The following is a 13,703-nucleotide window of genomic DNA, read 5'->3' as shown; positions in this document are numbered from 1 at the left end:
CCTTTGGAGAGGGCAGGGTAAGGCGACGACCAGCTATTGTGGTGTCGCCCGCAACTTATAGGATCGTGTTCATATATTGAGTTCACGTTGTTTTGCTAATGTACTTCTCAACTTTATCAACCTGAATAACTCAATCCACCTTAATCAACTTTCACTATTTAAACACATCGGCGCCAATTCCTGTATTAGCCGTTGCACTTTGAACCTTAAATTCAATAGGCTGGCCATTAACACTATTCATTTCGCTGAATGGAAGTTTAATACCGGTGTTTACGTTTTGATAGTTACTAAATTCCATTATCGTAGCGTTTACAACATCGGTATATTGTTTAACCTTTAACCCGGTTTTTTGGTCGTAAAAATACTTCACGGTTATATTATCGGGGCCGGTTACTGTTACCAGGTAAGCCAGCTGTCCGTTTACCACCTGGTAGTTTGTATCGAGCACTGCAGTGTATCCCTGCTTGCTAAAATCCAATTCGGGGAATAGTTTATAACGGGCCAGCACAGCTCCTTTTTCGCTTTTGCCTGCAAGTGGTGCAGGGCGGCCATTTTGCGTAACGGTAACGCTATCGCCATTAACAATTACATGGCTAAGGCTGAAGTTATTGTACTTAGGCACGGTAACATCAATAAGCTCCTTATTCGGAGTTTTGTATTTGCTCACTTTTACAAATGTATAGCCCTGTACATTGCCTTCGGCAGTTATAGTCAGGTCGGTTATATCCTTTAAACGCTGTTCGCCACCAACGGCGTCCAGATATTTTTTAACCACTGAGTTTACCGTTACATCTTTCGCCATCGACAGACCGCTTAACGAGTTATTGTCCGGCTTAATGTCCGGCAAAACATGGTCGGGATCGAGCGTGGCAAAAGTTATTTTTGATGTTGATTTGCACGCAAATGTCCAGACACCACCGCGCTGCCATATTTCGGCAGGTAATTTAACCGTGCTTGAGTTGCCGTTTTCTTCTTTTATGTTTATGATCGCCGGCAATGCCATACCCTCGTTGTTCTCAATGGTTATCAGCGAGCCTTTTGTCGGATCATTTTCAACATAGTCAATTGCTTTTACCGATTGGTCGAGCGTTAACGTTTTGGTAAACCACTCATTCCAAAACCAGCTTAAGTCTTCGCCGGCGGCGTTATCCATGGTATGAAAAAAGTCCCATGGGGTTGGATGCTTAAAGGCCCAGCGTTTAATATAGGTTTTAAACGCGTAGTCAAAACGCTGTTCGCCCAATATTTGTTCACGCAAAATTTTAAGTCCTAAGGCCGGTTTTTCGTACGCAGCATAGCCTAAATAATCAGGTTGTATCACATCGGGCGTACTCATAATCGGATCTGCCCCAGGCGCAAACATTGCTGTTGCTGCCTTTTGCTGGTCTGCCGGTTCCCAGTATTCGCCTTTATTAAACACTTTGGTATCAACCCCATTAATAAAGGTATTGAAACCTTCATCCATCCAGGCGTATTTGCGCTCGTTCGAGCCTACTATCATCGGGAACCAGTTATGGCCAAATTCGTGATTGGTAACTTCCCATAAACCGCCACCCTGGCTTTGTGAGCTGCAGAATACTATACCGGGATATTCCATTCCTCCTACTATACCGCCAACATTGGTGGCTACCGGGTAAGTATATTCAAACCATTCAGACGAATACAGTTCAATACAGGCTTTTACAAATTCTGTCGAACGGCTCCAGGCGCCCTGGCCTTTACTCTCAAGTGGATAAACCGACTGAGCAACCGCTTTTTTTCCGCTTGGCAGATTAATACGAGCTGCATCCCATATAAAGGCTTTTGAAGCGGCCCATGAAACATCGCGGGCGTTTTTACAGAAGAAATGCCAGGTCACGCTTGCTTTTTTAGGATAAGAATCAGCGCTGTTTAAATCCACCGAGTCCTTTATCATGATAGTTTTGTCGCTAATTTTAGCAGCATTAACACGCGCTAAAATCTTTGGCGAATAAACTTCCAGCGGGTTCAGCAACTCGCCCGAACCTACAACTAACAGGTTGGCCGGGGCCGTAACGGTATAATCAAAATCGCCATATTCGAGATAAAACTCGGATGCGCCCATGTATGGTATTACGTTCCAGCCCGTAACATCATCATAAACTTCCATACGGGGGTACCACTGGGCAATTTCATACACCCAGCCATTTTTGTAGAGTTTGCGGCCCATACGGTCTGTTCCATATTCAGGCACATCAAACTTGTAGTCAATTTTAAGCTGGATTTTTGCTCCGCCAGCAGCTAAATTATCTTTCAATTTAATTTGCATACGGGTATCGGTAACTAGGTAGTCCACCTTTTCGGCTTTGCCGTTTGTTACAACGTAAACGCCTTTTATCTCATCGCCCTGTGTAAAAGTTTTGTTACTGAAGCGTCCGCCTTCAACCGGGCTGGTAGCCACGCCACGCGAATCTTCTTTGTAGATATTCTGATCAACCTGCAACCATAAAAAGCCCAGTGCATCGGGGCTGTTGTTGGTATAGGTTATCAGCGTGGTACCGGTTACGCTATGTTTGGCAGTATCCAGTGTAACATTTAGCTTATAATCAGCATGGTTTTGCCAGTATTTTGCACCGGGCGCGCCACTTGCAGTACGGTATTCATTCCCTTTTTCGGGATAAAACAGCGGATTAAAAACTTTATGCTGATCGTAATTTGATTTTGGTTCATCTGCGTTTTGTGCACGGGCATTGAACATACCTGCAAATAACAACAGGCAGAGGGGTAGTTTAGCGTATTTCATTTATAGAAGTCAGTTAATTTTAAGGCAAGATAGAAAATAGATGGAAGAAGTCAAGAATCAGGAGTCAAGATAAAAAACAGAAGCAAGATACAAGAGCCAGGAATCAAGATAAAACAGATACAAGAAGTCAAGAAGTCAAGAGTCAAGATAAAAAAACAAGTGGCAGTCACAGTTTGCGCCGCTTATGATGAAGCTCTCTTCTTGATTCTTGACTTCTTGATTCTTGACTTCTTGCGTCTCTTCACGAGAACCAATCGAACAAATCGCTTTGTTTCAGGTTTTGTTTGTTTTTTGTATCAAGGTCTTTCCGGATGTGCCCCTCGCCCATCAGTATGATTCGGTTACCGTAGGTAAAAGCATCTTTAAGGTTGTGGGTTATTAGTATGGCTGTTAGCCGGTAATCTTTTATCAATTCATCGGCAGTGCGCATTACCACGTCTGCCGACCGCGGATCGAGTGCTGCGGTGGGTTCATCGAGCAATAAAACTTTACAGCTATCCATCACGCTCATCAGCAAGGTTAACGCCTGGCGCTGCCCGCCGGATAGTGTGCCCATTTGCTGGTCGACTTTATTTTCAAGCCCTAAACCGAGCGTGCTAATCTTCTCTTTTACCTGGTTTTTAAAAACTTCGTTCACACCAATGCCGAGGCCCTTCGCCCTTGTACGGATAGCAGCCAGCCGAAAATTATCCAGGATGCTTAAATCGGATGCGGTACCGCTCATTGGGTTTTGAAAAACGCGGGCAATCCATTTGCTGCGCTGGTAGTCGTGCAGTTTGGTTACGTTTTCGTCGTCGATGGCTATTGTGCCTGAGGTCGGGAACACGCTGCCGGCAACCATATCAAGCAAGGTTGTTTTGCCCGAGCCGTTGGAACCAACAATCACTAAAAACTCGCCGGTATTTATTTTCAGGTCGATGCCATTAACGGCGTTCACCTGGTTGGGTTTACCGGGGTTGAAGATTTTATGGATGTTGGTAATGTTTATCATTTAGTCCTTTTTTAAGTTCCCTTAGGAGTGCCTATTAACGTAAGTTCGATATAAGAGTTGGCGTTATAGCGATTTTTGAGATTTGGAACAAAATGAAGCATCTTGATAATCAACATGTTTCATAACGTTCCGGGTGTTCCACGTGCAAAAATGGAACGCTTTGCGTCTTTTCTTAAACTGATTCCCTACCCCTATGCTTACCTGGTTCGTCCAAATTTCAACCTCGGCAGACTCACTATTATCAACACAAATGCCGCTGTTACCAATTTCAGCAAATTTGCATCCACCCCAACATCCAACGTTAATGCCAGTACCAGTTGAAATATTATTGCACCGGTCAATACTAAACCTAAACTCAACCAAACTGATGTAATCTTAAACCAGTTAATCAAAGTTTCGGCAATAATTACCGAGCCAAGGCCGATAATCACTATGCCAATGCCCATGCTAATATCAGTAAACCCCTGGTACTGGCTGATGAGGTAACCGCTGACAGCCGTTAAAGCATTGGCGAGCGCCAGGCCGGTAATTTTCATCCTGTCTGTATTTACGCCCAACGCCCGTATCATCGATTCACTGTTGCCGGTTGCGCGCATGGCTATACCGAAGTCGGTTTTAAGCAGGTAACTGATAAGAACAACTATTACCAGCACAAATGTCGCTACTATAAAAAATGCATTGTGGTTGGCATCGGCACTGATCTGCAGCAACGAAAACAGTGATGGCAAGCTATTTAACGGCAGGTTTGAGGTGCCCATTATCGAAAGGTTAACAGAATACATCGCTGTCATTACCAAAATCCCGGCAAGGAGGGCATTAATTTTCAGCTTGGTATGGATTATGCCCGTTAACGCCCCGGCCAAACCTCCGGCCACTATCACCGCAGGTAAAATAATATATGCTGGCTGATGATGGGTTATCATTACCGCCGTAACCACACCACCTAACGTGTAGCTTCCATCGGTAGTGATGTCGGGGATATTGAATATCTTCATCGATATAAAAATCCCCAATGCCAATGCCGAAAAGCAAAGCCCCTGTAGTAGCGCGGTAAGGTAAAAATCCATTATTTAACAGCCTCGAAGTTTGATGGTACGGTAATTTTATATTTTTTTGCAGCAGCAGCATTATACACCCTGCGCCGTACTTTTACCATTTCGGGTTGTAGGCCGGCAGTACTTTTTGTTTTTAAATATTGCGCTGCCTGCTCGCCCGCCTGGTAGCCCCATTGGTAAATATCCGCGCCAAAGGCAGCAACTGCACCACGCTGTACCAAACCTGCCTCACTGGTAAATATAGGCACGTTGGCCTGGTCGCAGCTCTTTAAAATGGTTTCGAAGGACGCGAACACACTGTTATCAGGATTAGCAAAAAACGCATCAATATTTTTCGACAATAACGATTTGGTAACCAGCTGCGCCTCGGCCGACGAGTTTAACGGCAATGCAACCAACGTGATATTTAATTTATCAGCGTCAGCCTGTATCCTTTTTTTCGCATCAACAGACTGCGGCTCGCTTTGGTTATAGATCATCCCCACAACCAGCTTGCCAGCCTTTGGCTTCATAAATTTTGGAATGTTTGAAAATGAAGTATCGATATAATTCAAGTCCTCAACCGCACCAAACAGGTTAGCTTGTCCTTTGCCGCTGGCGTCTTCCATGTTCATCAGCTTTACTGTTGGCGATACCATCATAAAAATGGGGATGGTTTTGGTTTTCTGAGCCGCGGTTATAGACGATAAGGTAGTGCATGTCGCCATTAAATCAACTTTATGAGATACAAAGCGGTTTACTATCTGTGTAAGCGTAGGGATGCTGCCAAGGGCGTTGCTATAGTCGATGGTTATATTCTTTTTGTCCTCGAAGCCATTCTTTTTCAGGGCATCGATAAAACCTGTGCGTGCCGGCGCAATCGATGCATCCTGGAAGGCATCGACGAAACCCACAACAGGTATTTCTGTTTTCTTTTCGCCTTGCTGGCATGATGCGATCAAAGCCGTTAATAAAATTACAGGAAGGTATTTTAGGTGCTTCATGGCACTAAGGTAGAAAATAGAGGTGAAAGGCAAAAGGTTAAAGGGAAAAGGTGACAGGAAATACATTTTTCGGTATTTCAGAGCAGGCCTGCGACCCGCTCTGACGAATGCCACCCCGTTGGGGCTAGGTTTCTCTACGCTTCTAGAGCCAACACCCGCTAGGAACAATTGTATTTAAATAAAAGGCCCGAAAGGTCGCAATACACCAGCACAGGTCGCAGGCCTGCACTCCGGGCATACCCAAAATCCCCACCTTTCGCCTTTTCCCTTTCACCTTTCACCTCAAAAACGTAATTTAGCCCCTGCATGACACCTATTATTTCTAAATTACCCCAGGTGGGTACCACAATTTTTACCTTAATGTCGGCCCTGGCGGCCGAGGTTGGAGCCATAAACCTGTCGCAGGGTTTTCCCGACTTCGATACTTCGCCCGAACTGATAAAGCTGGTAAATAATGCAATGAAGAATGGGCATAACCAATACGCGCCGATGCCAGGCGTTATGGCCCTGCGCGAGGAAATCGCAAAAAAAACAGAAAAACTTTACGGCGCAGTTTATAACCCCGACACCGAGATTACCATTACTGCAGGTGGCACGCAGGCAATTTTTACTGCTATAACCGCCGTTATTAACCCCAACGACGAAGTAATAATATTTGAACCGGCTTTTGATTGCTACGCCCCAGCCATAAAACTGGCCGGCGGTATTGTGAAATCGCTGGAGTTGTCGCCGCCCGATTACCGCATCCCCTGGGATATGGTAAAACGACTGATAAACAGCAAAACAAGGATGATTATCCTTAACACGCCGCATAATCCTACTGCTACCATATTGCATAAGGAAGACATCGACGAGCTAAGTGCCTTAGTAAAAAATCAGGACATACTGATTTTGAGCGACGAGGTTTACGAGCATTTAATATTCGACGGGGAGATGCACCATGGAATGGCCCGTTACCCGGAATTACAGCAGCGCAGCTTTATTGTGGCGTCATTTGGTAAGCCATTCCACGCTACCGGCTGGAAGGTTGGCTATTGTATGGCACCAGCTTTTTTAATGCAGGAATTCAGGAAAGTGCACCAGTTTTTGGTGTTCAGCGTAAACGCGCCTTTACAGTATGCAATTGCCGAACATTTAAAGGATGAGAACACCTATTTGTCGCTGCCTGATTTTTTCCAACAAAAGCGCGATTATTTCCGTAAAGGGCTGGAGCAGACAAAGTTTGAATTGCTGCCATGTTCAGGAACATATTTTCAATCGGTAACATTTAATAAAATAACAGACGAAAAAGACAGTGACTTTGCCCTGCGCTTAACAAAGGAAATTGGGGTGGCAGCCATACCCACATCGGTGTTTTACACCCAGGGTACCGACCACCATGTTTTACGTTTTTGTTTCGCCAAAAGGCAAGAAACGCTGGATAAAGCCGTTGATAGATTGTTAAAGTTATGAGGAGTTCGTAGTTGATGGTTCATAGTCGTTTCTATTTCGAATTTAGGCGAATTTAGAAATTATTGGATTTTTCTAATTCCGAAATCGAACATCCGAAACCCGACATCGAGTAGGAAGTAAGGGATTATTTCCCTTACTGTCCTCTCACACCACCGTACGTGCCGTTCGGCATACGGCGGTTCATTAAACATTAACAGTTTTCAGCGGGGTTGTGATGTCTTTCAGACTTACAAACCCCGCTCTCTTTAGAAGTGCGTTGTTTAAGGCGCTGGTAAGGATTGGACTATGTACCGTTCGCCAGTGACCCTTTCGGGTATTACCCCATTGGTAGGCTTGGTTGGGTTTTATTCCCAACTTTTCCAGTTGCCTGACACGGGTCTTCACCTTCTTCCACTGTTTCCAGTAGCATAGCCGGATACGGCTTCTAACCCATTCATCCAGCTCCGAAAACACAGATTTCGCTTCGCTTAAAGTAATTCCCCCAGCCTTGGTTTAAACGCCTGATTTGCATCATCCGGTCTTCCATTGCATAGGGTTTGCTCCGGCAGGTTATCTGCCGGATTTTGTTCTTGTAAGCCGCAATGCTTTTACGGTGTACCGAAATCCCCTTTTCACCCCTCTTGTTGGATATACCAATGATATTGACCCCTCTTCGCCAATCTAAAGTGACCCCTCTGAGTTAGGGTTTGAAAGAGAGTAAAGTTGTTGTACAGATAGGCTCCTGAGAGCGGATGTTTTTGTCCGGTTTAACAACTATTATTATTACAAAAATACATTTTCTGATTTAGAGTTTCTTCTCCTTAGTGATTCGCCGTAAAGTTCGACCCTTAATGAATGGTGAACAATGCGGTCCAGAATAGCGTCAGCGATGGTTTTCTCACCAATAATATCATACCATTCCTTAACCGGTATCTGCGAAGTGACTACCGTAGAGCGCTTTTGGTGCCGGTCTTCTATGATATCCAGTAAAGAGGCCCTGCTCTGCGCATCAAAAGGCTGTAACCCGAAGTCATCCAGGATCAGCAGATCGGCCCGTTCTATTCTTTTCAGTTCTGCCAGAATGGTACCCTTTGCTTTGGCCAGCTTCAGCTGGCCCATAAGCTTAGCTGTATTGACGTACAAGACCTTGTAACCATTTTGACAAGCCTGATAGCCAAGCGCCGTTGCCAGGTAGCTTTTACCTGTTCCGGTGGAACCTGTAATGAACAGGTCCTTATGTTCCTTAACAAAGTCCAGGGCAGCAAGCCTGTGGACCTGGTTCTTTTCCAGGCCCCGGTCGATAGCGTAGTCGATCTGTTCCAGCGAGGCTTTATATCGGAAGCCTGCGCCCCTGATGGCCCGTTCTACGTAACGGTTACGCCTGTCATCCCATTCACTGGCGACCAACAAAGCGATGAACTGATCGGCTGTAAGCGATTCTTTTACTGAAGTCTCCAGATTGGTTTTAAAGGCATCATACATGCCGTAAAGGCGAAGTTGACGCATCTTGTCTAATGTTTCATTATTCATTTGTTCTATGTTTTATGGGGTTTACTGGTAATATTCTTTTCCTCTGATGTTGTTATGGGTGGGGATCGACACGGGTTCGTCTTCGTGCTGTAACTGGTCCAGTCGTTTCTTGAGGATCTCTTCGATAACCGGATAGTTGTACTGGCCAAGGCTATCGGCCCAGCGGCAGGCATCAGCCAGCCTTCCGGCACCGACACGGCGAGCAAAGCTTAGAATACCTGAGCATGACTTATACGCTTGCTCAGGATAAACCTTATGTTCCAGTACTTTGATGATATACCGGGTCACATCTTCATGGATAGCTTCTGCTTATTGAATGAACTTTTCAGGTGACCATTCAGTTGCATATCGATGCTGCGAGGCCAGGTGGTTCTCGTCTGTAGTATAACGGTATTTGATCCGGTTACGGCGGTGAGAAGCGATCAGAGTGCATTGGTAATAGATCTTCACCGCAATGGAGGTATACAAGACCTTCACTTTCTTTCCAATGTAGTTGTAAGGAACACTGTAATAGTGGATATCTTCTCCTAAACGCACATATCCGTTCTTCATCACGGTAACCATGACTTGTTTATTGACCTCGTAGCGCAATGGGTTGAGTTGGCCCAGCGCATCCCTTTCGACCTCCTCGAACCGTTCCCTGCGGGAGTAAGTCCGCCCGGAGAAGGGTTTGTTGTTATGGATCTCCAATGCAGGCCGTATCGCCGAGTTCAGCGATTCCAGGTCACTGAACCTGCGGCCTTCCAGCCTGGCATATATGCTGCGGTAGATCAACTTAACCGCTCCTTCCACTAAAGCCTTATCACGCGGCTTATAAACGCGTGCAGGAACGACAGTAACAGCATAATGCTCTGCAAAAGACGCAAACTCATCATTCAATATAGCTTCGTATTTGCTTCCTCTGGTTACTGCAGAACGCAGGTTATCAGGAACAATGGCACCGGGAACCCCACCAAAGTAGTGTAAAGCATTCTCACATGCCTTGATCAGATCTTCTTTTCGCTGGCTTTCTACAGCTTCCACATAAGTAAGCTGACTGCAGCCCAGAATGGCCACAAATACCTCCACATCATGCGCCACATCTTCGGACGGGGTAAGCTGTAACTTGCTTCCCGTGAAGTCAATATACATCTTATCACCCGCCTTATGGTCGATATGCATGACCGGCCGGGAAAGTTGAAGATAGGTATGGACTGCATTATTGAACCGCGAACGGCCATAGCCATCCGGATGCTTTTCTATGTACTCAGCATGCAGCATCTCACGGGTTACACCCTTCTTTTTGAGCCGCTTGCTTATCTCTGGAAGCAGGCCCTCCAATACCTGCATACGGGGGCTGCTAGTGACTTTGGCCTCCGGAGTAGTAAACAACACAGCGAGTTCACTGTCACTCCTGGCGCCAAACTCTTCGTGCGTCATGCCCAATGTATGCCACACTCGGACATACTTTTTAATGGTGTTTCGGGAGATACCCACCATCCCGTGGATCGTTTTGATCCCTGTACCCTGACAGTACAAACGGATGATCTGTCGTAATCTATTCATCTTGATCGGTTTATTGGACATGTATTCGCTGGTTTTGTTTACCTAAAAAGCTAAACAAAAACCTTGTCCGCAGAAACCTATCAATACATTACTTTAATCTCTTTTAAGGGGTCACTTTCACCTGGCGAAGAGGGGTCACTTTGCTTTGGCGAACGTGGTCACTTTCAACTGGCAAAGGGGGCCTTTTTGAGTGGGCCAAAAGGGGTCATTTTGGTGTGTTTTATCCACTTAATCAGTAAAACCATGAAAACTAACCTTCGCCATTTAATACCCTTCTTTTTGAGCTTTTCTTTATTTATTTCAACCAGCGGACAGGCTCAAACAACAGACCTTTATTCAGGATACACGCAAACAAATTCTAAATACGTCAGCCAATACGTTCCAGGCTTCTCAGACGCTCTGATCAATTATGCAGCCACTATCAATGAAAGGCATCAGCTAAACTATGCCAACTATTTAGCTTTAATAGGGTGGCTAAATGATATTATAACTAAAGTCGCTCCTTTTGAAAAAGATTTTCGTGATGCGTGGGCATCGGAATTCGACCAATTAGTTGATTACGGAAAAAGACACCAAGGTAATTTCAGTATGAGTGCCCACTATTTGTCAGATGAAAAAGATACCATTATAAAATACGTTCAAGTATATAACACACAATTACCGGGTGGCTACTTTAACCAAGCTATTTTGGAATTTTAAAATAATAACTACGACGGTGCCATTAAAGATTTCAGTGTTGCCCTTGAACTCTACACTGACGACGACGCTAAAAAACATATTTATGCTTTTCGAGCCGAATCCTATCGAATTGTAAAAAAATATGAACTAGCCCTTAAAGACTATGATATCTACTTTAGATCTGGTGACCAAACGGCCGATGATTATAATAGAAGGGCCATTGTAAAAGATAATCTCGGTGACTATATGGCCGCAATTGCAGACTACACAAAAGCAATAGATATGAACTCTCGAAACCCTGTTTTTTACAGTAATAGGGCTGTTTGCAAAGTAGAACTAAAAGACCAAAGCGGCGCAATTAACGATTATACTAAAGCAATCGAATTAGTCCCTACCGACCTTCACTCGTTTATGAATAGGGCATCCTCTAAAGACGAATTGAAAGATTACTCCGGCGCGATTTCTGATTATTCAAAGGTAATTTTTTTAGAGCCCGAAAATTACGAGGCATATTATTCCCGTGGATACGACAGGTCTCATTTAAAGCAATATACCTTGGCACTATCAGATTTTAACAAATCAATTGAACTTAGCGGTACAGACAAGTTGCCTTATCGATTTAGAGCAGAATTAAAATTGGAACTAAAAGACTACAAAGGATGTATTGAAGATTGTAATGTTGTTATAAATTCAAATCCTAAAGCGATGAATTCACTTCTTTTGAGAGGCCGCGCATACTTTAAATCAGGTCAAAAAACCGAAGCTTGTAAAGATTGGAGCAGTTCTGGCGAACAGGGAAACAAAGAGGCATATACATATATCTCTAAATATTGTAAGTAAATTAACTACAAACATTATCATAAGGCATTCGTCATCACTCGGCAGCAAAATACACGCCAGGTCGGTCAGTACATTTTATGAATCGACTTAGTTTTTTAAGGGGATAAAAAGCGCTTCCAACCCAAGCGGCTGGTAGAAGCGGGGAAAGCCTGTCATGTTTTTTGCGTTCCTCGCTCTTACTCATGGCAGCTACTTCTGTCCTGTCTGCAACCTGCCGGTAGAAGCAGGTAACAGCCTGCAGGCGCTGCCTTTTGTTTGGCCCGCCTGCAGGCTCGGCAACCGCCCCCGGCCGGCTCACAACCCCGCGCATGCGGGATTGGCACCCGGCCGCCCTACGCTGGTAGAAGCTTCGGGCTTTTCCCGGCCGGGTTGCCTCGCACTCGCAGGCGGCTCGCAAAAAGAAACACACATTCCCGGAACGCAAAACCATCGGCTGATCGTCCGAACTTGATTCACCGGCGAAGAAAATCAACTGTTGCAACAAAGATAGCCTCCGCAAGTAAAGCAGTAAAGGGGCTTTCGCGGCATAAACCCGCAAGCCTTTCACGCACTTGGCCATTTATTCCACGTTCCCTTGACAGCCCTGCTTTCTTCCGCTTTTGGTTGCTTAACAGTTGATTACCTGATAGCCTATGATTTCAAAAAGGAAATGAACAAAAAGGTCTTGCTAATGGACGAAAGCCGCAGGTTACATCCTAAAATAGATTTCGGGTGAAGTATAATGCGCTCTTAATGAAATAGAATCCCTCTTTTCGCTAACCGGCAACAAAAACCGGGGCATAGTAAATAACCTGCCATTATTAAACCTCCTGCCAATTTCAATTAAAAGGAAATCCGACATCTGTTTTGCTATTTATCAATCGGGAAACAGAAAGAGATTTACTTATTAATGTAAATTAAATAGTAAAATATAAACAATATTTTTTAATTAAATAGCTAATTATCAGTAATTAACTTATATGCAATGTTGTATTTATTAATATTGAAATAAATTAAACTGATAATTTTTAAACACACATTCTAAGAAAAATTATTAAATCAGATAGAAAATGGGAGTTTTACAAAACACCGGCTTAATATTGACAAAGAACCAATTTGCAGCCTTGGTTGCTTAAACTATTATCGTGGATTTCATATTCGCATGTTCATACACCAATTTTACGGTCATAAACCCCGGTAATTTGGCACTGAGAAGTAGTGTCTTTCTATTTAAAAACCCTTTTCAAAAATCATATTTATCCTTATCCCAACTCTAAAAAAAATATTCATATCCTATTCCCAAACTCTTCCGACCAACTCAATACTTCAATATAATAAAACCTGTTTTGTGTTTGGTTTGTTCTCCAACCTTATAGTCCAGCGAATAGAAGTAAGTCCCGGCCTGTTGTAATTTACCATTGGTGCTTGAGTGTCCGTCAAATGCTTTTGTTCCATTATCGTAGCCTTTTGCCTCGTACACCAAAGCGCCGCTGCGGCTCATTATCTGTATTTTATTTTCCGGGTACGCTGTTATGCCGTCAATAACAAGCACATCACCTATTCCGTCCCCATTGGGCGATACGTTTTGGTGTACAGTCAAGCTATTGGCGGTAATTGGCGCCTCCTGCTGGTCATACTTCATTATTGCCGCTATCGGCCCCGTCCTGGTAAAGGTTATGCTATACGTTTTAGTGGTTACACCATCCTGTGCTGTTACCACGGTATTAACTACAGTAGTTCCCACATTTAAAGCTATCGCTCCCGACGCTGTCCCGCTGGCCACCGCTACACCATTTACCTTTATGGTTGAAGTAGCACTTTGTGATGTAGGCATTATTTGAACACTCGATGTAGTATTAGGTACCGTTGCTGTATAATCTACATAATCGGGTCCGCTTACTATCGTCAGC

The 13,703-nt window shown here is 44.3% G+C and carries 12 protein-coding genes and 1 pseudogene; 3 read left to right on the top strand and 10 right to left on the bottom strand.

The genetic code is table 11. From position 1 onward, the window contains the following. Window positions 1–154: 154 nt before the first annotated feature. The 4 genes from NAF19_RS12550 to NAF19_RS12535 form a co-directional block, all read right to left on the bottom strand. Complete coding sequence (locus tag NAF19_RS12550) at window positions 155–2,761, bottom strand: M1 family metallopeptidase (protein WP_252790404.1); 2,607 nt, start codon at window positions 2,759–2,761, stop codon at window positions 155–157. Window positions 2,762–3,002: 241 nt separating this feature from the next. Then, the gene (locus NAF19_RS12545; protein ID WP_252790403.1) at window positions 3,003–3,752 is read right to left on the bottom strand and encodes an ABC transporter ATP-binding protein; all 750 of its coding nucleotides are present in this window, start codon (window positions 3,750–3,752) and stop codon (window positions 3,003–3,005) included. Window positions 3,753–3,949: 197 nt separating this feature from the next. After that, complete coding sequence (locus NAF19_RS12540) at window positions 3,950–4,819, bottom strand: ABC transporter permease (protein WP_252790402.1); 870 nt, start codon at window positions 4,817–4,819, stop codon at window positions 3,950–3,952. Next, window positions 4,819–5,790, bottom strand: a complete 972-nt coding sequence (locus NAF19_RS12535; RefSeq protein WP_252790401.1) for an ABC transporter substrate-binding protein — start codon at window positions 5,788–5,790, stop codon at window positions 4,819–4,821. Before NAF19_RS12535 ends, NAF19_RS12540 begins: the two co-directional genes overlap by 1 nt. 306 nt (window positions 5,791–6,096) lie before the next feature. Between NAF19_RS12535 and NAF19_RS12530 the strand changes: the two genes are divergently transcribed. Further along, window positions 6,097–7,242: a methionine aminotransferase gene (locus NAF19_RS12530; RefSeq protein WP_252790400.1), complete on the top strand. Its 1,146-nt coding sequence runs from the start codon at window positions 6,097–6,099 to the stop codon at window positions 7,240–7,242. 183 nt (window positions 7,243–7,425) lie between these two features. Here the strand turns inward: NAF19_RS12530 and NAF19_RS30760 are convergent. From NAF19_RS30760 to istA, 4 genes and pseudogenes are all read right to left on the bottom strand, one after another. After that, a pseudogene (locus tag NAF19_RS30760) lies at window positions 7,426–7,825 on the bottom strand (group II intron maturase-specific domain-containing protein). A 179-nt stretch (window positions 7,826–8,004) separates the two neighbouring features. Next, complete coding sequence (istB, locus tag NAF19_RS12525) at window positions 8,005–8,751, bottom strand: IS21-like element helper ATPase IstB (protein WP_252790399.1); 747 nt, start codon at window positions 8,749–8,751, stop codon at window positions 8,005–8,007. Window positions 8,752–8,772: 21 nt separating this feature from the next. Then, window positions 8,773–9,039, bottom strand: coding sequence for a hypothetical protein (locus tag NAF19_RS12520; protein WP_252790398.1), 267 nt, complete (start codon window positions 9,037–9,039; stop codon window positions 8,773–8,775). A gap of 21 nt (window positions 9,040–9,060) precedes the next feature. Further along, a complete protein-coding gene (istA, locus tag NAF19_RS12515) occupies window positions 9,061–10,317 on the bottom strand; it encodes an IS21 family transposase (RefSeq protein WP_252790397.1) in 1,257 nt (418 codons plus the stop codon). Between the two features lie 42 nt (window positions 10,318–10,359). On the opposite strand from istA, the gene NAF19_RS12510 reads away from it, so the two are divergent. Together NAF19_RS12510 and NAF19_RS12505 are read left to right on the top strand one after the other, a co-directional pair. Then, window positions 10,360–10,995, top strand: a complete 636-nt coding sequence (locus NAF19_RS12510; RefSeq protein WP_252790396.1) for a hypothetical protein — start codon at window positions 10,360–10,362, stop codon at window positions 10,993–10,995. A 21-nt stretch (window positions 10,996–11,016) separates the two neighbouring features. Further along, window positions 11,017–11,814: a tetratricopeptide repeat protein gene (locus NAF19_RS12505; protein WP_370362880.1), complete on the top strand. Its 798-nt coding sequence runs from the start codon at window positions 11,017–11,019 to the stop codon at window positions 11,812–11,814. A gap of 34 nt (window positions 11,815–11,848) precedes the next feature. Here the strand turns inward: NAF19_RS12505 and NAF19_RS12500 are convergent, their stop codons facing one another. Together NAF19_RS12500 and NAF19_RS12495 are read right to left on the bottom strand one after the other, a co-directional pair. Continuing rightward, the gene (locus NAF19_RS12500; protein ID WP_252790394.1) at window positions 11,849–12,373 is read right to left on the bottom strand and encodes a hypothetical protein; all 525 of its coding nucleotides are present in this window, start codon (window positions 12,371–12,373) and stop codon (window positions 11,849–11,851) included. A gap of 738 nt (window positions 12,374–13,111) precedes the next feature. Further along, window positions 13,112–13,703 (bottom strand): T9SS type B sorting domain-containing protein (locus NAF19_RS12495; protein ID WP_252790393.1); only part of this gene is annotated, 592 nt, incomplete at its 5' end.

The organism is Mucilaginibacter flavidus, from assembly GCF_024055575.1.
GTDB classification, from domain to species: Bacteria; Bacteroidota; Bacteroidia; order Sphingobacteriales; family Sphingobacteriaceae; genus Mucilaginibacter; species Mucilaginibacter flavidus.
This window is presented reverse-complemented; position numbering and strand designations above follow the sequence as displayed.

Bases quoted from the DNA above. Each gene is read 5' to 3' on its own strand.
- NAF19_RS12550 (WP_252790404.1), bottom strand. From the start codon at position 2,761: ATGAAATACGCTAAACTACCCCTCTGCCTGTTGTTATTTGCAGGTATG.
- NAF19_RS12545 (WP_252790403.1), bottom strand. From the start codon at position 3,752: ATGATAAACATTACCAACATCCATAAAATCTTCAACCCCGGTAAACCC.
- NAF19_RS12540 (WP_252790402.1), bottom strand. From the start codon at position 4,819: ATGGATTTTTACCTTACCGCGCTACTACAGGGGCTTTGCTTTTCGGCA.
- NAF19_RS12535 (WP_252790401.1), bottom strand. From the start codon at position 5,790: ATGAAGCACCTAAAATACCTTCCTGTAATTTTATTAACGGCTTTGATC.
- NAF19_RS12530 (WP_252790400.1), top strand. From the start codon at position 6,097: ATGACACCTATTATTTCTAAATTACCCCAGGTGGGTACCACAATTTTT.
- istB (WP_252790399.1), bottom strand. From the start codon at position 8,751: ATGAATAATGAAACATTAGACAAGATGCGTCAACTTCGCCTTTACGGC.
- istA (WP_252790397.1), bottom strand. From the start codon at position 10,317: ATGTCCAATAAACCGATCAAGATGAATAGATTACGACAGATCATCCGT.
- NAF19_RS12500 (WP_252790394.1), bottom strand. From the start codon at position 12,373: ATGGCCAAGTGCGTGAAAGGCTTGCGGGTTTATGCCGCGAAAGCCCCT.